Source organism: Bradyrhizobium sp. CB1015 (assembly GCF_025200925.1).
In the GTDB taxonomy this organism is placed as follows: Bacteria; Pseudomonadota; Alphaproteobacteria; order Rhizobiales; family Xanthobacteraceae; genus Bradyrhizobium.
In genome coordinates, this window is sequence record NZ_CP104174.1 from 201,837 (window position 1) to 223,005 (window position 21,169).

The following is a 21,169-nucleotide window of genomic DNA, read 5'->3' on the forward strand; positions in this document are numbered from 1 at the left end:
TGGGCATGACCTTGTCGGAAAACCGCTTCACACTTCTCCGGGTCATGCCTTAGTGCCCATCGACCTCATCATCTTCGATTGCGACGGCGTGCTCGTGGACAGCGAGGTGATCTCCTGTCGCGCGCATGCGGACGTGCTGACGCGGCACGGCTATCCGATCACGTCGGAGCAGGTGTTCGAGCGCTTCCTCGGCCGCTCGACAAAACAGGCCAATCTGGAGATCGAGACCGAGCTCGGCCGCAAGCTGCCCGAGGCCTACCACGGCGATCTTCAGGATGAGCTGTTCCGTTCGTTCGAAGCCGACCTGGAAGCAATCCGCGGCATCCACGACGTGCTCGATGTCGTCACGCAAGCCGTCTGTGTCGCCTCCAGCGGTTCGCATCCGCGCATGCGGGTGAGTCTCGGGAGCACGGGGCTCTATGAGCGTTTCGCGCCAAATATCTTCTCGGCCTCGCAGGTCAAGAACGGCAAGCCGGCGCCGGACCTGTTCCTGTTCGCGGCGAGACAAATGGGCGTGCCGCCCGAGCGGTGCGTCGTGATCGAGGACAGCCTCGCCGGCATCGCCGGCGCCCGGGCCGCCGGCATGACGGTTTTCGGCTTTTACGGGGGCAGCCATTGCCGCGACGGCTATGCCGAGACGCTGCGCCAGGCGGGCGCCGACCTGATCTTTGCCGACATGCATCAGCTGCCGGAGCTGGTCCGGCGCGTCGAGGCGGACGCTCTGGCGGGCTGATTGTTGCTGTCATTCCGGGGCGATGCGCAGCATCGAACCCGGAATCTCGCACCAAAACCTCTGGATTCCGGGTTCGCTCGCGGTGCGAGCGCCCCGGAATGACCGTTTGAGCACCCATTCGCTGGATTTTCGGCCCTCCAGCCTATATCTGAGGGCCGTCCTCCACCTCCATTTCGGGTTCCATGACGCCGCCGCGCAAGCTGCACATCAAATCATATGGCTGCCAGATGAACGTCTACGATGCCCAGCGCATGGTGGACACGCTGGCGCCGGAAGGATTCGTGGAGACGGCGAGCGCGGAGGATGCCGATCTCGTCATCCTCAACACCTGCCATATCCGCGAGAAGGCCTCGGAGAAGGTTTATTCCGAGCTCGGCCGTCTGCGCGTGGCCAAGGACGAGGCCGCACGCACGGGCCGCGCGATGCAGATCGCGGTGGCGGGCTGCGTGGCGCAGGCCGAGGGCGAGGAGATCGTGCGCCGGGCGCCTGTCGTCGACGTCGTGGTGGGCCCGCAGAGCTATCATCATCTGCCAGAGCTGTTGAAGCGCGCCGGGGACGAAGGCCGCGCGATCGAGACCGAGTTTCCGGCCGAGGACAAGTTCGGCTTCCTGGCCCAGCCCAAGCCGGACGCGATCCGCGCACGCGGCATTTCCGCCTTCGTCACGGTGCAGGAAGGTTGCGACAAGTTCTGCACCTTCTGCGTCGTGCCCTATACGCGCGGTGCCGAAGTCTCGCGCCCGGTGGCGAAGATCGTCGACGACGTCAAGCGGCTCGCTGAGAACGGCGTGCGCGAGCTCACGCTGATCGGGCAGAACGTCAACGCCTACCACGGCGACGGGCCGGACGGGAAAACCTGGCCGCTCGGCCGGCTGCTCGAACATCTGGCGACGATTCCGGGCATCGCGCGGCTGCGCTATTCGACCAGCCATCCCCGCGACGTCGACGACAGCCTGATCGCGGCGCATCGCGATCTCGGTGCCCTGATGCCGTTCGTGCACCTGCCGGTGCAGTCGGGCTCGGACCGGATTCTGGCGGCCATGAACCGCAAACATACCGCCGATGATTACCGGCGGGTCATCGACTGTTTCCGTACCGCACGCCAAGACATTGCTTTTTCATCGGATTTCATCGTCGGCTTCCCCGGCGAGAGCGAGCAAGATTTTCTCGCCACCCTCGCGCTTGTCACGCAAATCGGCTACGCTGCGGCCTATTCGTTCAAATACTCCGCCCGGCCGGGAACGCCGGCCGCGGACATGCAGGAGACGGTGTCCCCCGCCGAGATGGACCAGCGATTGGAGCGGCTCCAGGAACTGATCGACAGCCAGCAATCGGCCTTCAACAAGGCCGCGATTGGCTCAACGGTCGACGTGCTGTTCGAGCGTCCGGCGCGCAAGGAGGGCCAGATCGTGGGCCGCACCGCCTACCTCCAGCCCGCCCATGTGATGGCATCAATCGACATCATCGGACAGATCCTGCCGGTCCGAATCGACAGCCTCGAGCGCTACAGTTTTCTCGGCGAGCTCGTGACGCCGCGCAAGGCGCGCGAGCCCGCTTTATCGCAAGCCAGTGGAGCCTGAACCCTTGCCCAAAAGCGCATCGGATTCGTCTTCGTTCGCTCCCAGCCGCAAATTTGACCGCGACATGCAAGTTCCGCCCGAGACCCAGGTCGTCATCGACTTCGACGACAACCGCGCCGCTTCCGCGCTGGTCGGCCCCTACGGCCAGCACCTGGCGCAGATCGAGCGGCGGCTCGGCGTGGTGGTCGATTCCAAGGGCAACCACATCACCATCGGCGGGACCCGCGACGGCTGCGACGCCGCGCGCCGCGTGCTGGAGATGCTCTACGCGCAGGCCGTGAAGGGGCAGGATCTCGACCAGGGCGAGGTCGAGGGCGCCATCCGCGCCGTGATCGCGCAGGGCTCGCTGTTCGAGTTCGACGCCAAATCGGCCAAATCGGCCTTCGACAGCATCAATTTGCGCAAGCGCCCGGTGCGCGCGCGCACGGCAGCGCAGGATTCCTACATCCGCGCGCTGAAGCGGCACGAGCTGGTGTTCGGCATCGGCCCGGCCGGCACCGGCAAGACCTGGCTCGCCGTCGCGCATGCCGCGCAGCTGTTCGAGCGCAAGGAGGTCGACCGCATCATCCTGTCGCGTCCGGCGGTGGAAGCCGGCGAGCGGCTCGGCTTCTTGCCCGGCGATCTCCGCGAGAAGGTCGACCCTTATCTGCGGCCGATCTACGATGCGCTCTACGACCTCATGGATGCGCGCATCGTCGAGCGTGCGTTGCAGACCGGCGAGATCGAGATCGCGCCGCTCGCCTTCATGCGCGGCCGCACGCTGACCAATGCCGCCATCATCCTGGACGAGGCCCAGAACACCACGTCGATGCAGATGAAGATGTTCCTGACGCGTCTCGGCGAGAACAGCCGCATGATCGTGACGGGCGATCCCTCGCAGATCGACCTGCCGAACGGCCAGACCTCGGGCCTGGCCGAGGCGACCCGCCTCCTGAACGGCGTCGAGGGCATCGCCCAGGTTCATTTCAAGGCCGAGGACGTGATCCGCCACGAGCTCGTGGCGCGGATCGTCGCCGCTTACGAAGGGCCGCCGCAGCGGCCGGCCACCGGTCAATCCTGACGAGGCAACACCGGACCAAACAGGGCGCGAGCACAGCGCCTTTCGTCCGAGACAACACAATGTCCCATTCCAACCTTCCCATGACCGAGGTCCTCGTCGTCGCCGATTGCTGGCAGCGCGAGCCCGATTCCGAAGCCGTGATCCAGCGCGCGGTGGCGGCGGCCGCCGAGAGCGTCGACGAGGACGTTGCCGACGCGGAAGTGGCCGTGATGCTGACCGATGATGCCGGCATCCGCACGCTCAACAGCAACTGGCGCGGCATCGACAAGCCGACCAACGTGCTGTCGTTCCCCGCGCTCCAGCCGGAGGGCGCGTGGAAGGTAGGCGATGCGCCGCGCATGCTCGGCGACATCGCGATCGCCTACGAGACCATGCGGCGCGAGGCGGACGAGGAACACAAGCCGTTCGACCATCATTTGAGCCACCTCGCGGTGCACGGCTTCCTGCACCTGATCGGCTACGACCACGAGAGCGAGGACGACGCCGAGGAGATGGAAGCGCTCGAAACAGAGATCCTCGCTCATCTCGGCATCCCCGATCCCTATGCCGACCGCCCGGGGACGCACTGAGATGCCGGATTCCGAGCCTACCCACGACAATCCCCGCAACACGTCCAATCTGCCGGCCGTGGTGACGCCCGGCGAGGTGCTGCGCCCGACCGCCGACAGCTGGCTGCTGCGCGCCATCCGCACGCTGTTCGGCTGGAAGGCGGGGTCGGTGCGCGACGACCTCCAGGTCGTGCTCGACGCCTCGACGCCCGACGACACCGGCTTCTCCGCGGTCGAGCGCACCATGCTGCGCAACATCCTCGGCCTGCACGAGCGCCGCATCGCCGACGTCATGGTGCATCGCGCCGACATCATCGCGGTGAAGCGCGACATCCCGCTCGGGGAATTGATGGACCGCTTCGAGAGCGCGGGCCATTCGCGCCTCGTCGTCTTCAACGAGACGCTCGACGATCCCGTCGGCATCGTCCACATCCGCGACCTGCTGGCTTTCATGACCGCGCGCGCCCGCGTGTCGGAAGCCACCAAGACCAAGCGCAAGAAGCCGCTGCCGGCCGGGCTCGATTTGCGCGCGGTCGATCTCGCGCTGCCGCTTCACGAGGCGCACATCATCCGCAAGCTGCTCTATGTGCCGCCGTCGATGCGGGCGATCGACCTGCTCGCGCAGATGCAGGCCTCGCGCATCCATCTGGCGCTGGTGGTCGACGAATATGGCGGCAGCGACGGGCTGGTCTCGATCGAGGACATCGTCGAGCAGATCGTCGGCGAGATCGACGACGAGCACGACAGCGACGAGCCGCCCTCGATCGTGCGCCTGCCCGACAACGCCTTCATCGCCGACGCCCGCGCCAGCCTCGACGACGTCCGCTCGGTGATCGGGGAAGACTTCGTCACCGGCGAGGCCGGCGAGGAGGTGGAGACGCTGGGCGGCTATCTCGTCAGCTTCGTCGGCCGGCTGCCGGTGCGCGGCGAAGTGATCTCGGGCCCCGGCACCTACGAGGTCGAGGTGCTCGATGCCGATCCGCGCCGCGTCAAGCGGCTGCGCATCGCGACGCGGAAGGAGCGCCCGGCGCCCCGCACCCAGCGCGAGAGCCGGCGCCGTGAAGCCACGCCGGAGAGCGGACAAGCGCCGGCCAGCGACACGCCCACGCCGCCGCCGAGCGACGGGGCCGGCCCGCAGTGAGCCCATCGCAGCGCCTTCGGCAAATTGCGCTGGCCATCATCCTCACCTGGGGATGGCAGCGCGCAATCGTCGCCATGGCGGCCGGCGCGCTGTCGGTGCTGGCGCTGGCGCCGTTCAACCTCTTTCCGGTGCTGTTCGTCACCTTCCCGGTGCTGGTCTGGCTGATCGACGGCGCCGGGGGCGGCCGCTATGGCGGCGTCCCCGCCGCCGCCTTGACCGGCTACTGGTTCGGGCTCGGCTATTTCGTGCCCGGCCTCTACTGGATCGGCTATGCCTTTTTCGTCGACGCCGACATATTCGCCTGGCTGACGCCGTTCGCGGTGCTGGGCCTGCCGGCCTATCTTGCGATCTTCACGGCAATCGGCTTTGCGCTGGCGCGGCTGCTCTGGAGCAAGAACGCCACGCGCGTGCTGGCGCTCGCGGCGAGCCTCACCATCAGCGAATGGTTGCGCGGCCATGCGCTGACCGGCTTTCCCTGGAACGCGTTCGGCTATGCACTCTCCGAGCCATTGCCGCTGGCGCAGACGGCCTCGCTGATCGGCCTGTGGGGCATGACGTTCCTGACCATTGCGATCTTCGCGAGCCCGGCGACGCTGATCGACCGCACGCCCGATCGGCGCCTGCAATGGCGGGTGCCGGCCGCAGCCGTCGCGCTCCTGCTTGTCATGAGCATCTTCGGCGCGATCCGCCTGTCGCTGCATCCGACCACGATGGTGTCAGGCGCCAAGCTGCGGCTGATGCAGCCCAACCTGCAACAGGACGCGAAGTTCAACTACGCCGCCAAGCCGGAGGTGATGAAGAAGTACCTCGCGCTGTCGGACCGCTCCTCCGGGCCGCAATCGACCGGCGTGCGCGATGCCACCATCCTGATCTGGCCGGAATCCGCCTTTCCATTCTTCCTGACGCGCGAAGCCGACGCGATGGCGCAAATCGCCGATCTCTTGCCGAAGGGCACGGTGCTGATCACGGGATCGGTCCGTGCGCCTGACCTGCCGCGAGGCACGCCGATCACGCGCGCCTATAACTCGATCTACGTGATCGATCACGACGGCAGCGTGCTCGCCGTGTACGACAAGCTGCACCTGGTCCCGTTCGGAGAATTTCTTCCCTACCAGTCGTTGATGGAGAAGCTCGGTTTCGAGCAACTGACGCGTGTGCGCGGCGGCTTCATTCCAGGGACCGTGCGGCATGCGCTGCCGGTCGCCGGCGCGCCGCCGGCGCTGCCGCTGATCTGCTACGAGGCGATCTTTCCCGGCGAAGTGGCCGCACGCAACGAACGTCCGGGCTGGATCGTGAACCTCACCAATGACGGCTGGTTCGGCATCTCGACCGGTCCCTACCAGCACCTGGAGCAGTCGCGGATGCGCGCGATCGAGCTCGGATTGCCGCTGGTCCGCTCGGCCAATACCGGCATCTCCGCAGTGATCGATCCGGTCGGCCGCACTGTCGCGAGCCTCGGTCTCGGCATCGAGGGCATTTTGGATGCAAACCTGCCGGCGGCGATCCCACCGACCGTTTATGCACGGGTGGGTGATGTGCCCGCAGCGATGCTCGTCGCGGTGGCTGTACTGTTGGCGGTCCGCCGACGAATAGGCAAACGCCAGCCCTGATCGCGCCGCCGCCGCAGCGGCCGGAATCCTTTGACAACCGTAGTCCCACGGTTGACAGACTGCACGCGGGCTCCCCATTCTGCACCGGCTGCAAAAGACAGTGGTGCGTTGCTAAATTTCTCCGCAATGTTTCCCAATAACAGGGTTTGATTTTGCGATGTTGCACCCGAGGCATGCTTGATGATTGCGCCGAAGGTGGTGTTTGGAGGGCTGAGGAAATGTCGAAAGCGCCCAACCCTGTTGACAAATATGTCGGCAGTCGCGTGCGCATGCGCCGCATCATGTTGGGCATGAGCCAGGAAAAGCTCGGTGAAGCTTTGGGCCTGACCTTCCAGCAGATTCAGAAATACGAGAAGGGCACCAACCGGGTCGGCGCAAGCCGCATCCAGCAGATCGCGGAGATTCTGCAGGTGCCGGTGTCCTTCCTGTTCGAGGGCGGCCCGAGCGGCGTGCCGGGTCCGAACGGCTTCAGCGAAGGCGCCTCACCCTCTTACGTCTCGGACTTTCTCGCGACCTCAGAAGGGCTCGCCTTGACCAAGGCGTTCACGCGAATCACCGATTCGAAGATGCGCCGCTCGATCGTCGATCTGGTCGAGCAGATTGCGGCCCGCGAAGGCCCCGACAAGCGCTGAATCGCCATCTCCACGGCGATTTGAGACTGCATCAAATCTGGCCTATGTCGTCATTTCCGACCGCGCTTTGATGCGCGTCCGCTTCGATGATGCGATTCAAAGGCACAGATCCGTCCATGACCGACTCCAATTGGTTCGATTCACAAACTATTCTCGATGGCATCCGCCGCTGGGTGGAGATCGAGACGCCGACGGAAGCACCTGAACAGGTCAACAAGCTGGTCTCCGTGGTGGCGGAGCACTACCGCGACCTGCCCGTCACGCTCGAGCGCATCGCGGGCGTGGACGGCTGCGGCGACCATCTCGTGGCGCGCACGAATTGGGGGCAGGAGCAGCCGGGCATCCTGGTGCTGAGCCACCTCGATACCGTCCATCCCATGGGCTTCATCGAGCGCCTGCCGTTCAAGGTCGAAGGCGACGCCGCGTTCGGTCCGGGCATCTACGACATGAAGGGCGGCGCCTACATCGCCCATCACGCCTTCCGCGCGCTTTGCGCGACGGGCGATCGCTCGCCGCTCGGCATCACGCATCTGTTCACCTCCGACGAGGAGATCGGCAGCCCGACGTCGCGCGCGCTGATCGAGCAGGAAGGGCGCAAGGCCAAATATGTGCTGGTGACCGAGCCGGCGCGCGACGGCGGCAAGATCGTGACCGGACGCAAGGGCGTCGGACGCTTCCAGGTGTTCATCAAGGGCGTGCCCGCGCATGCCGGCTCGCGACCCGAAGACGGCCGCAGCGCCGTCCGCGAGCTCGGCAACGTCATCCTGGCGCTGGAAGGCATGAACGATCTGGCGCGCGGCGTCACCGTCAATGTCGGCGTGGTACGCGGCGGCACACGCCCCAACGTCACGCCCGAGGAGGCCTATGCGGAAGTCGATCTGCGCGTCGTGAGCCTCAGGGACGCAGACGAGTTCGTCGGCAAGATCCTCGGAATGAGATCGAAGACCGACGGCGTCACCGTCACGGTCACCGGCGAGCTCAACCGGCCGCCTTACGAGAAGAGCAATGCAGGCGCCTCGCTGTACCAGCATGCCAAGACGCTCGCCGGCGAGATCGGCTTCGAGCTGATCGACACCCACACCGGCGGCGGCTCGGACGGCAATTTCACCGCCCCGCACACCGCGACGCTCGACGGGCTCGGCGTCGACGGCAAAGGCGCACACACGCATTATGAGCAGCTCTATGTCTCCTCGCTGGCACCGCGCGCGCGGCTGCTCCATCGCCTGTATCAGACGCTGCGATGAGCGAACGTAAATCCGACCCGGATCGCGAGGACAGCGAGCGAGCCTTCTTCGGGCGCCGCAAGGGCCACAAGCTGAGGCAACACCAGGCCGGGTTGATCGAGCAACTGCTGCCGCATCTTGCCCTCGACATCGAGGGCGAGGCGCCGGCGGACGCCCGCGACATCTTCGATCCTGCAGCCGACGACATCAGGCTCGAGATCGGCTTCGGCGGCGGCGAACATCTCGCGGCCGAGGCGCAAAACTTTCCGGCCACCGGCTTCATCGGCTGCGAGCCCTATGTCAACGGCATGGCCAAGATACTCGCGCAGATCGAGGCGGCCAACATCGGCAACATCCGCCTGTTCGCGGGCGATGCCGCCGAGCTCTTGGCCTGGCTGCCCAAGGAGTCGCTGTCGCGGATCGATTTGATCCATCCCGATCCCTGGCCGAAGCGGCGACACTGGAAGCGGCGCTTCGTCCAGGACCGCACCATCATCGCAATGGCGCGCGTGCTCAAGCCGAACGGTGAATTCCGCTTCGTCTGCGACATCGACGATTACTGCGCCTGGACGCTGTCGCATCTTGCGCGCTCGCCGGACTTCGTCTGGCTTGCCGAACGCGCCGACGATTTCCGGCAGCCATGGCCGGGCTACACCATGACGCGCTACGGCCGCAAGGCCGCGCGCGAGGGGCGCAAGGCGGCGTATCTGCGGTTCAGGCGCGTGTAACTTTTTCGCACGATCCATCCGCAGTCGTCATGCCCGGGCTTGTCCCGGGCATCCACGCACTTTCTTCCCGTGGGACGAAGAACGTGGATGGCCGGGACAAGCCCGGCCATGACGGTGAGACCTGAACTTTGATTAAATCGTCTGCCGGTTGCGCCAGAAATTCACGACGCGCTCGGCGGTCGTCGGCATCAGGCGCGTGAAGTTCACGCGCGCGGTCTCGATGTCGGCATCGGCGGGCGTGCGGTTCGAGCCGTACCAGAGCAGGATGAGCGCGCGCACCGTGGGCCAGCCGAGGTTCAGCACGCGGCCCAGGATCAGCAGCGGATCGTAGCGGTCGCCCGCGATCAGGCGGTCGAGGATCGCGAGGCGAACGCCCGACATCGCCGACAGCGCGGCGACAGATTCCTCGTATTTGTGCGCCTTGGCGAAACCGAGCAGCGCGCTCTCGCCGAGATGGCCCTCGCGATTCAAGGTCAGCACCGTGCGCTGTGCCGCGGAGAAATCGCGGCGCGGGCCCGGCGGCAGCGCGGCCTCCTCGATCGCCGCCATCGCGCGCTTGATCTCGACCTGGCGTGCGGGATTGGCCACGGTGGAGAGGCGGCGGCGGATGACGTCGAGCGTCCCGTCCAGCAGCAGCTTCAAGTGCTCGCCGGAAAGGTCGTTGCGCTGGCCGATCTTCAGCGTCAGCACGCCGTCCTGCGCCGCACGCTTGATCATCTCGGAATAGCTGCCTGGCGAGAACACCGCGCCGGCATTGGCGGCGCAGCGGCGCACCACGTCGCGATCGCCGCGCTCGACCAGCACGTCGGTGACGGCGGGCGACAAAGCGGGACGCTCCGTCATCGCCAGGAGATGGCCCTGGCCCTTCACGCGCGCGATCTCGACCAGCGCCGCCTCCTCGAGCACGGGCGAGCGGCGCAGCACGGGGCCGGCCACCATGATCTCGTTCTCGCGCGCCAGCTGATTGACGAGGTGCGGCGGCGCGTTGTTCAGGCGCGAGAAGCGCTCTGCCAGATCGACGCGCGAGGCGAGCTCGGCGTGGGGGACGAGATCGATCAGGAGATTGTCGAAGAGATCGATCAGCTCGGGGCGGAGCTTGTCCGCGTCCCGGAAGAACAATTGGGAGATGGCGCGCGCGATCTCGCCGCGTCGCCGCGGATCGCCGCGCTTGACGATATCGTCCAGTCCAGGAATGAGCGACGTGGCAACGGTCATGAAACGCAACTCGAACGGGGCACGCCGCGGGTGCGCCCTTGGTTCAAGCCGCCCCACAATCGGGAAATCTAGGCCTGCTTGATGAAGGAAGCGTTGCGCAGGGCCCGCAGACGGGCGCAAAAAGGCCCCGTTCCCGCTGCAATGGGCCTTGTCCGGGGGGTAGGAAAGCGCTATATCAGCGGCAATTCATCTTCTCATACGATCCGCGTAGTGAGAGTGGGCCCGCAAGGACCCGCTCTTTTTTATTACCTGAACGCGGCTCGGCGGGAGATGCACCCGACGCGTTGTCGGGAAAGTTCCGAAGCGGGCTTTGAAATCGTAACCAAGCCTTAACCATCGAGCGCCCTGACCCTGGACATGACCGAACCGAACCCTGGTTCCACGGATGCCGAATTGCTGGCCGAGCCGCGGCTCGTGGTCGAGCCCGGCGTCGCGGCACGGGTGTCCGCGGTGGCAAGTCCCGTGCTCCAGGGCATGGGCTACCGCCTGGTCCGGATCCGCATTTCCGGGGAAGCCGGCTGCACCGTGCAGATCATGGCCGAGCGGCCGGACGGCTCGATGCAGATCGAGGATTGCGAGGCGATCTCGCGGGCCCTGTCGCCCGTGCTCGACGTCGCCGATCCCATCGACCGCGCCTACCGGCTGGAAATTTCCTCACCAGGGATCGACCGCCCGCTGGTGCGCCGCTCCGATTTCGAGCGCTATTGCGGGCATCTGGTGAAGATCGAGATGGCGGTCGCCCATGAAGGGCGGAAGCGCTTCCGCGGCACGCTCGGCGCGGTCGAAGGCGACCGCGTGCATCTGCGTCGCGACGATGCCAAGGCTGGCGACGATGCCGACGTTCTCCTGACCATGGAGGATATCGGCGAGGCGCGGCTGGTGCTGACCGACGAGCTGATCGCCGAATCCATGCGCCGCGGCAAGGCCGAGGCGCGCGAGATGCGGCGCAATCTCGGTCTCGAGCCGCCGCAGGCACCGCACGCCAAGATCAGCGAGAAGACAACCAAGAACACCAAGCCGAAGAAGAAACCGGCTCCGACCAACACGAAGAAACATCGCCTTGCCGCCGAACGCGCGCGGCGCGGCGAGATCGAGCCTGACCAAGGAGACTAGCCATGGCAGTCAGCGCCAACCGACTTGAATTGCTTCAGATCGCCGACGCCGTCGCACGCGAAAAGTCGATCGACCGCGGCATCGTCATCGCTGCGATGGAGGACGCCATCGCCAAGGCGGCGCGCGCCCGTTACGGCAGCGAGACTGACGTTCATGCCGAGATCGACCCGAAGAAGGGCGAGCTGCGGCTGTCGCGCCACATGCTGGTGGTCGACAAGGTCGAGAACCACTCGAACCAGATCTCGCTGGTGGACGCGCAGCGCGCCAATCCCGGTGCCCAGGTCGGCGACACCATCGCCGACACCCTGCCGCCGCTGGAATATGGCCGCATCGCCGCACAATCGGCCAAGCAGGTGATCGTGCAGAAGGTGCGCGAGGCCGAGCGCGACCGGCAGTACCAGGAATTCAAGGACCGCATCGGCGACATCGTCAACGGCGTCGTCAAGCGCGTCGAATATGGCAGCGTGATCGTCGATCTCGGCCGTGGTGAAGCCATCATCCGTCGCGACGAGATGCTGCCGCGCGAAGTATTCCGCAACGGCGACCGCGTCCGCGCCTACATCTTCGACGTCCGCCGCGAAACGAGAGGTCCGCAGATCTTCCTCTCCCGCACCCATCCGCAGTTCATGGCGAAGCTGTTCGCGCAGGAAGTGCCGGAGATCTATGACGGCATCGTCGAGATCAAGGCGGTGGCCCGCGATCCCGGCTCGCGCGCGAAAATCGGCGTGATTTCCCGCGATTCCTCGGTCGATCCGGTCGGCGCCTGCGTCGGCATGCGCGGCTCGCGCGTGCAGGCCGTGGTGAACGAGCTGCAGGGCGAGAAGATCGACATCATTCCCTGGTCGCCCGACATCGCGACCTTCGTCGTCAACGCGCTGGCGCCGGCGGAAGTCTCCAAGGTCGTCATCGACGAGGACCGCGAGCGCATCGAGGTCGTGGTGCCCGACACCAACAACCAGCTCTCGCTCGCGATCGGCCGCCGCGGCCAGAACGTGCGCCTCGCCTCGCAGCTCACCGGCTGGGACATCGACATCCTGACCGAGCAGGAGGAATCGGAGCGCCGCCAGGCCGACTTCGAGAACTCCACCCGCGTCTTCATGGAATCGCTCAACGTCGACGAGGTGGTCGGCCAGCTCCTGGCGTCCGAAGGCTTCACCTCGGTCGAGGAGCTCGCGATGGTGGACGTCAAGGAGCTCGCCGGCATCGAGGGCTTCGACGAGGAGACCGCGCAGGAGCTGCAGAACCGCGCCCGCGAATATCTGGAGCAGCAGGAAGCCGAGCTCGAGGCCAGGCGCAAGGAGCTCGGCGTCGAGGACGCGCTCAAGGACGTGCCCGGCGTCACCTCGAAGATGCTGGTGAAGTTCGGCGAGAACGACATCAAGACCGTCGAGGACCTCGCCGGCTGCGCCACCGACGATCTGGTCGGCTGGACCGAGCGCAAGGAAGGCAGCGAGCCGACCAAGCACGCCGGTGCGCTCGACGGCATCGACATCTCCCGTGACGACGCCGAAGCGATGATCATGCAGGCCCGCGTCAAGGCCGGCTGGATCACCGAGGCCGATCTCGCCAAGCCTGCCGAAGAGGCCGAGGCGACCGAAGATCAGCCGGCTTAAGGGCAAAGGAGAATGTCGCCCGGATGCTTGCAGATTCCGACCTCGAACTTGACCATGGCCCGCGGACCGAAAGGTCCGCGACCATGCGCATGTGCGCGGTCAGCCGCGAGGTCCGGCCGATCGACGAGCTGATCCGCTTCGTCGTCTCGCCACAAGGCGGCATAGTTCCCGATCTCAAGCGCAAGCTGCCCGGACGCGGCATGTGGCTCACCGTCTCACGCAAGATGGTTGCGGAAGCGGTGCGGCGTCACCAATTTAGCAAGGCCTTCAAGCGCGAGCTGCGCATCCCTCAGACGCTTCCCACCGACATCGAGGCGCTCCTGGTCCGGAGCGTGAGCGAAGCCCTTGGGATCGCCGCCAAGGCGGGCCAGGTCGTGGCCGGTTTCGGCAAGGTCGAGAGCGCCCTTCGGGAAGGAACGGTCGAGGTCCTGATCCATGCCAGCGACGGGGCCGCGGACGGAATCCGCAAATTGGACATGCTGGCGCGTCAGAATGCCGGGAATCGCGGTGCTAAGGCGCAGATTCCCGTCGTCACCGCTCTGAAATCGGTAGAATTGGATTTGGCACTGACCCGGTCAAATGTGATACATGCTGCCCTGCTCGCGGGCCCGGCGAGCAAGTCATTCCTGTCACGTAGCCAGATTCTGGTCCGATACCGGATGGCGGACGACGACAAGACTGTCGAAAAACCCGGCCAGGATTTCTGAGAGACAACGACGACCCAATTGGATGGTGCGGCAACGCACAACACTGATAAATCAGGATTAGGACTGCTGAATGGTTGATACCAAGACCCCTGGCGACAAGAAGCTGAGCGTTCCGAGCAAGACGCTATCGCTCAAGCCGCGCGTCGAAACGGGCACCGTGCGCCAGAGCTTCAGCCATGGCCGCAGCAAGCAGGTCGTGGTCGAGAAGCGCGGCAAGCGCCGCATTGGCGACGGACCCGAGCCGCACGCACCTGAGGTGACGGCAAAGCCCGCGCCGGCCGCACCCGCCGCGCCGTCGCGTCCGGCTCCGCCGCCGCCGCGCAACGCCGGTTCCGGCGTGGTGCTGCGCACCCTGACCGAGGACGAGCGTTCGGCCCGTGCCAGCGCGCTGGCCGATGCCAAGCTGCGCGAAGTCGAGGAACGCCGCCAGGCCGAGGAAGAGGCCCAGCGCCGCGCCGCCCGTGAGGCTGCCGAGCGCGCCGAGCGCGAAGCCGCCGAAGCCCGTCGCAAGGCCGAGGAAGAGCGGCATCGCCACGAGGACGAAGCCAAGCGCAAGGCCGAGACCGAGGCCAAGAAGCGCTTTGGCGAAGGCGAGCAGCCGGCTGCCGCGCCGCGTCCCGCCGCGGCACCGGCCGCGCCTGCACCGCGCCCGGGCACCACGACGGCACGCCCGGGAACAACGCCGGCCCGCCCTGCAACCACGACCGCGCAGCGTCCGGGTGGACCGGCTGGCCGCGGCCCCGCCGTTGCGGCCGAGCCTGACGACGACGAGGCGCCGCGCCAGATCCGTCGCGGCCCCGGCGGCGCCGCGCGTCCTGCGGCAGCCCCCAAGACCACGCACAAGCCCGGCCCACAGAAGGAGCGCGGCCGCCTGACCGTCGTCACCGCGCTCAATGCCGACGAAGTGCGCGAGCGCTCGATCGCCTCGTTCCGCCGCCGCACCCAGCGCCTGAAGGGCCACGCCTCGAACGAGCCGAAGGAAAAGCTGGTCCGCGAAGTGACGATCCCGGAGGCGATCACCATCCAGGAGCTCGCCAACCGCATGTCCGAGCGCGCGGTCGACGTCATCCGCATGCTGATGAAGCAGGGCGCGATGCACAAGATCACCGACGTGATCGACGCCGACACCGCGCAGCTGATCGCCGAAGAATTGGGCCACACCGTCAAGCGCGTTGCCGCTTCCGACGTCGAGGAAGGCCTGTTCGACACCGTCGACGATTCCACCGACACCGAGACGCGCTCGCCGGTCGTGACCGTGATGGGTCACGTCGACCACGGCAAGACGTCGCTGCTCGACGCGCTGCGCCACGCCAACGTCGTCTCGGGCGAAGCCGGTGGCATCACCCAGCATATCGGCGCCTATCAGGTGCTGTCGCCCGAAAGCGGCAAGAAGATCACCTTCATCGACACGCCCGGTCACGCCGCGTTCACCGCGATGCGCGCCCGCGGCGCCAAGGTCACCGACATCGTCGTGCTGGTGGTCGCGGCCGATGACGGCGTGATGCCGCAGACGGTCGAAGCCATCAACCACGCCAAGGCGGCGCGGGTGCCGATCATCGTTGCCATCAACAAGATCGACAAGCCCGACGCCAAGCCCGAGCGCGTGCGCACCGAGCTGCTCCAGCACGAGGTGCAGGTGGAGTCCTTCGGCGGCGACGTCGTCGACGTCGAGGTGTCCGCCAAGAACAAGACCAATCTGGACAAGCTGCTCGAGATGATCGCGCTGCAGGCCGAAATCCTCGACCTGAAGACCAATTCGCACCGTCCGGCCGAAGGCACGGTGATCGAGGCCAAGCTCGATCGCGGCCGCGGTCCGGTCGCGACCGTGCTGGTGCAGCGCGGCACGCTTCGCGTCGGTGACATCATCGTCGCCGGTGCCGAAATGGGCCGCGTCCGCGCGCTGATCTCCGATCAGGGCGAAACCGTGCAGGAGGCCGGCCCCTCGGTACCGGTCGAGGTGCTCGGCTTCAACGGCCCGCCCGAGGCCGGCGATCGTCTCGCGGTGGTCGAGAACGAAGCCCGCGCCCGCCAGGTCACCAGCTACCGCGCGCACCAGAAGCGCGAGAACGCGGCAGCCTCGATCTCCGGCATGCGCGGCTCGCTCGAGCAGATGATGTCGCAATTGAAGACGGCGGGCCGCAAGGAATTCCCGCTGATCGTCAAGGCCGACGTGCAAGGCTCGCTGGAAGCCATCCTCGGCTCGCTGGAGAAGCTCGGCACCGACGAGGTCGCCGCTCGCATCCTGCATGCCGGCGTCGGCGGCATCTCGGAATCCGACGTGACGCTCGCGGAAGGCTTCAACGCCGCGATCATCGGCTTCTCGGTTCGTGCCAACAAGGAGGCCGCTGCGGCCGCCAAGCGCAACGGCATCGAGATCCGCTACTACAACATCATCTACGACCTCGTGGACGACGTGAAGAAGGCGATGAGCGGCCTGCTCGCGCCGACCTTGCGCGAAACCATGCTGGGCAATGCCGAGATCCTGGAGATCTTCAACATCTCCAAGGTCGGCAAGGTCGCCGGCTGCCGCGTCACCGACGGCACCGTGGAACGCGGCGCCAATGTGCGCCTGATCCGCGACAACGTCGTCGTGCACGAAGGCAAGCTGTCGACGCTGAAGCGCTTCAAGGACGAGGTGAAGGAAGTCCAGTCCGGCCAGGAATGCGGCATGGCCTTCGAGAACTACCACGACATGCGTGCCGGCGACGTGATCGAGTGTTATCGCGTGGAGACGATCCAGCGCTCCCTGTAAGTCCAAATCTTACCGAAGCGTTCGGATCTTTTTGAACTGAGATTGCGGGAGTGCGATGGCCGGATTTTTCCGGCCATCCACCCCTCTTCGTTTCAACAGGACAAATGACAATGCTCGTGTCGAAGGCACGGGCATGACGAGGTGATTTTCGAAAAATGCCACGCCATCATCAGAAGAAGAGTTCCGCGCCCGGCGGCTCGCAGCGTCAGCTGCGCGTCGGCGAGCAGGTTCGCCACGCGATGGCCGATATTCTGGCGCAAGGCAATGTGCATGATGCCGACCTCGAAGGTCACATCATCACCGTGCCGGAGGTGCGGATGTCGCCCGACCTGAAGCTCGCGACGGTCTACGTGATGCCGCTCGGTGGCCGCGACACCGAGATCGTGATCGCTGCGCTCGAACGCAACAAGAAGTTCCTGCGCGGCGAGGTCGCACGGCGCGTTAACCTGAAATTTGCACCTGACATTCGCTTCCGCGTCGACGAACGATTCGACGAAGCGGAACGGATCGACAAGCTTTTGCGAACGCCTGCGGTGCAGAAGGATTTGGAACAGGATCCGCATTCGGATCGGGAAGAAGAGCAATGACCATGGACCCGGCTCACGGCACGATCGGCGGCAACGACACCGATCAGCGCGACGTGCAGGACAACAATTTCGCGGAGAATTCGCAGCCGCAGCAGGAGCCGCGCCGCGTCAACAACGATCCGCGCGCCAAGCAGCAGAAGGGCAACCAGCCCCGCCGCGACCGCCGCGACGTCCATGGCTGGGTCGTGCTCGACAAGCCGATCGGCATGACCTCGACGCAGGCGGTCGCCGTGCTCAAGCGGCTGTTCAACGCCAAGCGCGCCGGACACGCCGGCACGCTCGATCCGCTCGCCTCCGGCGGGCTGCCGATCGCGCTCGGCGAGGCCACCAAGACCGTCCCCTTCGTGATGGACGGCCGCAAGCGCTACCGCTTCACGGTCTGCTGGGGCGAGGAGCGCGACACCGACGACATCGAGGGCCGGGTGACCGCGACCTCGGACCAGCGCCCGAGCCGGGAGGCGATCCTCGCCCTGCTGCCCCGCTTCACCGGGGTGATCGAGCAGATCCCGCCGCGCTATTCGGCGATCAAGGTCCAGGGTGAGCGCGCCTATGACCTCGCCCGTGACGGCGAGGTCGTGGAGCTGGCCCCCCGCCCGGTCGAGATTCACCATTTAACCCTTGTAGATCAACCAGATAACGACCACGCCGTGTTCGAGGCCGAATGCGGCAAGGGCACCTATGTCCGGGCGCTGGCCCGCGATATGGGCCGGATTCTCGGCACTTTCGGCCATATCTGCGCGCTGAGGCGGACCCTGGTCGGCCCATTTGGCGAAAACGACATGATTCCGCTGGATCAGCTGGAGGCTTTGTGCGATAGAGCCGCGTCCGGCGAGGGCAGCCTCGCCGACGCGCTTTTGCCCGTTGAGACCGCGCTGGACGACATCCCGGCACTGGCCGTCACTCGGGCTGATGCGGCAAGGCTCCATCGGGGCCAGGCCGTTTTGTTGCGCGGACGGGATGCGCCCACTTGTAGCGGCACAGTCTATGTCACGGTGGCAGGCCGTCTTTTGGCGCTTGCCGAAGTTGGCAATGGCGAAATCATCCCCAAGCGTGTGTTCAACCTGACCGGCCTGACTGCCAGCCCCGGTCGCAACGAGAGAAATTGACGATGTCGATTGCCGCAGAACGCAAAGCGGAAGTCATCAAGACGAATGCCACCAAGGCCGGCGACACCGGCTCGCCCGAGGTTCAGGTCGCGATCCTGTCGGAACGCATCAACAACCTCACCAACCATTTCAAGACCCACGTGAAGGACAACCATTCGCGTCGCGGCCTCTTGAAGCTGGTCTCGACCCGCCGCTCGCTCCTCGACTATCTCAAGAAGAAGGACGAGGCACGCTACAAGGCGCTGCTCGAGAAGCACAATATTCGTCGTTAAGAGTTCCTGCGCGCGCCACCGGCGCGCGTTTTCGCACGTGGTTTCGAACGAAAGCCCTTTCCTCAAAGGTTTTGATCGAAGCTGCGTGCGCGTCGGATGCGATCCGTCGACGATTTGCATCCGGGCATGAAGAGCGAAGACCGCGGTTCGGTGTTCGCATTCGTGCCGACTGACAGTCCAGCAGCAATCCGGCGGCTGGGCACAACGGGCAAGGCGCCCGTATGACCCGAAAGGATGGACGCCATCCGACATCCAAAAACCATGGCAGGATCGCAGGACGCTGATCATCCGCTCCGATCAGCGTCCCGCAATCTTGCGCATGGTTTTTGTTTTTCGAGAGCTGTCCCTTCTTTCGAAAACCCATGAAAGAAGACCTCTATGTTCAACAAGCATTCAGTCGAGATCGACTGGGGCGGACGCCCACTCAAGCTCGAAACCGGCAAGATCGCCCGCCAGGCCGACGGCGCCGTCGTCGCCACCTATGGCGAGACCGTGGTGCTCGCCACCGTCGTCGCGGCGAAGGCGCCGCGCGAAGGCGTCGACTTCCTGCCGCTGACCGTCGATTACCAGGAAAAGGCCTACGCTGCGGGCCGCATTCCCGGCGGCTATTTCAAGCGCGAGGGCCGTCCGACCGAGAAGGAGACGCTGGTCTCCCGCCTGATCGACCGTCCGATCCGCCCGCTATTCGTCGACGGCTGGCGCAACGAGACCCAGGTGATCGTCACCGTGCTGTCGCACGATATGGAGAACGATCCCGATGTCGTGGCGATGGTCGCGGCCTCCGCGGCGCTGACCCTGTCCGGCGTGCCGTTCAAGGGCCCGATCGGCGCCGCCCGCGTCGGCTTCGCCAATGACGAGTTCATTCTCAACCCGACGCTCGACGAGATGGTCGACACCCAGCTCGACCTCGTCGTCGCCGGCACTGCCGACGCCGTGCTGATGGTGGAATCGGAAGCCAAGGAGCTGAACGAAGACATCATGCTCGGCGCGGTGATGTTCGGTCACCGCCACTTCCAGCCGGTGATCAACGCGATCATCGAGCTCGCCGAGAAGGCTGCGAAAGAGCCGCGCGAAGTCACCGCGATCGACAATTCGGCGCTCGAGAAGGAAATGCTCGGCCTGATCGAGCAGGAGCTGCGCGCCGCCTACGCGATTCCGATCAAGCAGGAGCGTTATGCCGCCGTCGGCGTCGCCAAGGAAAAGGTGATGGCCCACTACTTCCCGGAAGGGCAGGAGCCGAAATACGACAAGCTCCGTGTCGCCGGCGTGTTCAAGGAGCTCGAGGCCAAGATCGTCCGCTGGAACATCCTCGACACCGGCAAGCGCATCGACGGCCGCGACGTCAAGACCGTGCGCAACATCGTCGCCGAAGTCGGCGTGCTGCCCCGCGCCCACGGCTCGGCGCTGTTCACCCGCGGCGAGACCCAGGCGATGGTCGTGACCACGCTCGGCACCGGCGAGGACGAGCAGTACATCGACGCGCTGTCGGGAACGTACAAGGAGACGTTCCTGCTGCACTACAACTTCCCGCCCTACTCGGTCGGCGAGACCGGCCGCCTCGGCGGCACCAAGCGCCGCGAGATCGGCCACGGCAAGCTGGCCTGGCGCGCGATCCATCCGGTGCTGCCGCCGCACCATGAATTCCCCTACACCACGCGCGTGGTGTCGGAGATCACCGAGTCGAACGGCTCGTCCTCGATGGCTTCGGTCTGCGGCGCCTCGCTGGCGCTAATGGATGCGGGCGTGCCGCTGAAGCGGCCGACCGCGGGCATCGCGATGGGCCTGATCCTCGAAGACAAGCGCTTTGCGGTTCTCTCCGACATCCTCGGCGACGAGGACCATCTCGGCGACATGGACTTCAAGGTCGCCGGCACGGAAGCGGGCATCACCTCGCTGCAGATGGACATCAAGATCGAGGGCATCACCGAAGAGATCATGAAGGTGGCGCTGGCTCAGGCCAAGGACGGCCGCATCCACATCCTCGGCGAGATGGCCAAGGCCCTCACCGCGGCCCGCGCCGAGCTCGGCGAATACGCGCCGCGCATCGAGACCTTCAAGATCGCCACCGACAAGATCCGCGAAGTGATCGGCACCGGCGGCAAGGTGATCCGCGAGATCGTCGAGAAGACCGGCGCCAAGGTCAACATCGAGGACGACGGCACCGTGAAGGTCGCCTCCAGCGACGGCGAGGCGATGAAGGCGGCGATCAAGTGGATCAAGTCGATCGCGTCCGATCCGGAAGTCGGCCAGATCTACGACGGCACCGTCGTCAAGGTGATGGAGTTCGGCGCGTTCGTGAACTTCTTCGGCTCCAAGGACGGCCTCGTCCACATCAGCCAGCTTGCGGCGAACCGCGTGCAGAAGACCTCCGACGTCGTCAAGGAAGGCGACAAGGTCAAGGTCAAGCTGCTCGGCTTCGACGATCGCGGCAAGACCCGCCTGTCGATGAAGGTGGTCGACCAGACCACCGGCGAGGACCTCGAGGGCAAGGACAAGGCCGAGGGCGAGAAGGCCCCGCGCGAAGCGGCCGGCGAGTAAGGCTTCTCGCGACA

18 protein-coding genes are annotated in these 21,169 nt (G+C 65.8%); 17 read left to right on the forward strand and 1 reads right to left on the reverse strand.

Going from position 1 to position 21,169, the window contains the following annotated elements:
- Positions 1–52 precede the first annotated feature (52 nt).
- From N2604_RS00975 to trmB, 9 genes are all read left to right on the forward strand, one after another.
- The gene (locus N2604_RS00975) at positions 53–733 is read left to right on the forward strand and encodes an HAD family hydrolase (protein ID WP_260373417.1); all 681 of its coding nucleotides are present in this window, start codon (positions 53–55) and stop codon (positions 731–733) included.
- Between the two features lie 182 nt (positions 734–915).
- On the forward strand, positions 916–2,310 hold the full coding sequence (gene miaB / locus N2604_RS00980) for a tRNA (N6-isopentenyl adenosine(37)-C2)-methylthiotransferase MiaB (RefSeq protein WP_260373418.1): 1,395 nt from the start codon (positions 916–918) through the stop codon (positions 2,308–2,310).
- A gap of 64 nt (positions 2,311–2,374) precedes the next feature.
- The gene (locus N2604_RS00985; RefSeq protein ID WP_260373419.1) at positions 2,375–3,370 is read left to right on the forward strand and encodes a PhoH family protein; all 996 of its coding nucleotides are present in this window, start codon (positions 2,375–2,377) and stop codon (positions 3,368–3,370) included.
- Between the two features lie 59 nt (positions 3,371–3,429).
- Positions 3,430–3,939: an rRNA maturation RNase YbeY gene (ybeY, locus tag N2604_RS00990; RefSeq protein WP_260373420.1), complete on the forward strand. Its 510-nt coding sequence runs from the start codon at positions 3,430–3,432 to the stop codon at positions 3,937–3,939.
- A gap of 1 nt (position 3,940) precedes the next feature.
- A complete protein-coding gene (locus N2604_RS00995; protein WP_260373421.1) occupies positions 3,941–5,059 on the forward strand; it encodes a hemolysin family protein in 1,119 nt (372 codons plus the stop codon).
- Positions 5,056–6,669: an apolipoprotein N-acyltransferase gene (gene lnt / locus N2604_RS01000; RefSeq protein ID WP_260373422.1), complete on the forward strand. Its 1,614-nt coding sequence runs from the start codon at positions 5,056–5,058 to the stop codon at positions 6,667–6,669. The genes N2604_RS00995 and lnt overlap by 4 nt, the downstream gene beginning before the upstream one ends.
- A gap of 218 nt (positions 6,670–6,887) precedes the next feature.
- A complete protein-coding gene (locus N2604_RS01005; protein ID WP_183248336.1) occupies positions 6,888–7,301 on the forward strand; it encodes a helix-turn-helix domain-containing protein in 414 nt (137 codons plus the stop codon).
- A gap of 86 nt (positions 7,302–7,387) precedes the next feature.
- Entirely contained in the window at positions 7,388–8,545 is a 1,158-nt protein-coding gene (locus N2604_RS01010) for a M20 family metallopeptidase (RefSeq protein WP_260373423.1), read from the forward strand.
- Positions 8,542–9,252, forward strand: coding sequence for a tRNA (guanosine(46)-N7)-methyltransferase TrmB (trmB, locus tag N2604_RS01015; RefSeq protein WP_260373424.1), 711 nt, complete (start codon positions 8,542–8,544; stop codon positions 9,250–9,252). The genes N2604_RS01010 and trmB overlap by 4 nt, the downstream gene beginning before the upstream one ends.
- Positions 9,253–9,384: 132 nt before the next feature.
- Here the strand turns inward: trmB and N2604_RS01020 are convergent, their stop codons facing one another.
- Positions 9,385–10,467, reverse strand: a complete 1,083-nt coding sequence (locus N2604_RS01020; protein WP_260373425.1) for a DUF2336 domain-containing protein — start codon at positions 10,465–10,467, stop codon at positions 9,385–9,387.
- Positions 10,468–10,824: 357 nt separating this feature from the next.
- Between N2604_RS01020 and rimP the strand changes: the two genes are divergently transcribed.
- The 8 genes from rimP to pnp all read left to right on the forward strand — a co-directional run bounded on the left by rimP (position 10,825) and on the right by pnp (position 21,155).
- Complete coding sequence (rimP, locus tag N2604_RS01025) at positions 10,825–11,580, forward strand: ribosome maturation factor RimP (protein ID WP_260373426.1); 756 nt, start codon at positions 10,825–10,827, stop codon at positions 11,578–11,580.
- Positions 11,581–11,582: 2 nt separating this feature from the next.
- On the forward strand, positions 11,583–13,193 hold the full coding sequence (gene nusA, locus N2604_RS01030; RefSeq protein WP_172789358.1) for a transcription termination factor NusA: 1,611 nt from the start codon (positions 11,583–11,585) through the stop codon (positions 13,191–13,193).
- Positions 13,194–13,216: 23 nt separating this feature from the next.
- A complete protein-coding gene (locus N2604_RS01035; protein WP_260373427.1) occupies positions 13,217–13,900 on the forward strand; it encodes an RNA-binding protein in 684 nt (227 codons plus the stop codon).
- A gap of 70 nt (positions 13,901–13,970) precedes the next feature.
- On the forward strand, positions 13,971–16,652 hold the full coding sequence (infB, locus tag N2604_RS01040; RefSeq protein ID WP_260373428.1) for a translation initiation factor IF-2: 2,682 nt from the start codon (positions 13,971–13,973) through the stop codon (positions 16,650–16,652).
- A 155-nt stretch (positions 16,653–16,807) separates the two neighbouring features.
- Positions 16,808–17,239 carry a 30S ribosome-binding factor RbfA gene (rbfA, locus tag N2604_RS01045; protein ID WP_260373429.1) on the forward strand — a complete coding sequence of 144 codons (432 nt, stop codon included), beginning with the start codon at positions 16,808–16,810 and terminating at the stop codon, positions 17,237–17,239.
- Complete coding sequence (gene truB, locus N2604_RS01050) at positions 17,236–18,345, forward strand: tRNA pseudouridine(55) synthase TruB (RefSeq protein WP_260373430.1); 1,110 nt, start codon at positions 17,236–17,238, stop codon at positions 18,343–18,345. Before rbfA ends, truB begins: the two co-directional genes overlap by 4 nt.
- 2 nt (positions 18,346–18,347) lie before the next feature.
- Positions 18,348–18,617, forward strand: coding sequence for a 30S ribosomal protein S15 (gene rpsO, locus N2604_RS01055; RefSeq protein WP_008540131.1), 270 nt, complete (start codon positions 18,348–18,350; stop codon positions 18,615–18,617).
- A 378-nt stretch (positions 18,618–18,995) separates the two neighbouring features.
- Entirely contained in the window at positions 18,996–21,155 is a 2,160-nt protein-coding gene (gene pnp, locus N2604_RS01060) for a polyribonucleotide nucleotidyltransferase (protein WP_260373431.1), read from the forward strand.
- Positions 21,156–21,169: the final 14 nt, after the last annotated feature.

Coding starts and splice junctions, on each gene's coding strand:
- miaB (WP_260373418.1), top strand. CDS start 916: ATGACGCCGCCGCGCAAGCTGCACATCAAATCATATGGCTGCCAGATG.
- N2604_RS00985 (WP_260373419.1), top strand. CDS start 2,375: ATGCAAGTTCCGCCCGAGACCCAGGTCGTCATCGACTTCGACGACAAC.
- ybeY (WP_260373420.1), top strand. CDS start 3,430: ATGTCCCATTCCAACCTTCCCATGACCGAGGTCCTCGTCGTCGCCGAT.
- N2604_RS00995 (WP_260373421.1), top strand. CDS start 3,941: ATGCCGGATTCCGAGCCTACCCACGACAATCCCCGCAACACGTCCAAT.
- N2604_RS01005 (WP_183248336.1), top strand. CDS start 6,888: ATGTCGAAAGCGCCCAACCCTGTTGACAAATATGTCGGCAGTCGCGTG.
- N2604_RS01010 (WP_260373423.1), top strand. CDS start 7,388: ATGATGCGATTCAAAGGCACAGATCCGTCCATGACCGACTCCAATTGG.
- trmB (WP_260373424.1), top strand. CDS start 8,542: ATGAGCGAACGTAAATCCGACCCGGATCGCGAGGACAGCGAGCGAGCC.
- N2604_RS01020 (WP_260373425.1), bottom strand. CDS start 10,467: ATGACCGTTGCCACGTCGCTCATTCCTGGACTGGACGATATCGTCAAG.
- rimP (WP_260373426.1), top strand. CDS start 10,825: ATGACCGAACCGAACCCTGGTTCCACGGATGCCGAATTGCTGGCCGAG.
- nusA (WP_172789358.1), top strand. CDS start 11,583: ATGGCAGTCAGCGCCAACCGACTTGAATTGCTTCAGATCGCCGACGCC.
- N2604_RS01035 (WP_260373427.1), top strand. CDS start 13,217: ATGCTTGCAGATTCCGACCTCGAACTTGACCATGGCCCGCGGACCGAA.
- infB (WP_260373428.1), top strand. CDS start 13,971: ATGGTTGATACCAAGACCCCTGGCGACAAGAAGCTGAGCGTTCCGAGC.
- rbfA (WP_260373429.1), top strand. CDS start 16,808: ATGCCACGCCATCATCAGAAGAAGAGTTCCGCGCCCGGCGGCTCGCAG.
- truB (WP_260373430.1), top strand. CDS start 17,236: ATGACCATGGACCCGGCTCACGGCACGATCGGCGGCAACGACACCGAT.
- rpsO (WP_008540131.1), top strand. CDS start 18,348: ATGTCGATTGCCGCAGAACGCAAAGCGGAAGTCATCAAGACGAATGCC.
- pnp (WP_260373431.1), top strand. CDS start 18,996: ATGTTCAACAAGCATTCAGTCGAGATCGACTGGGGCGGACGCCCACTC.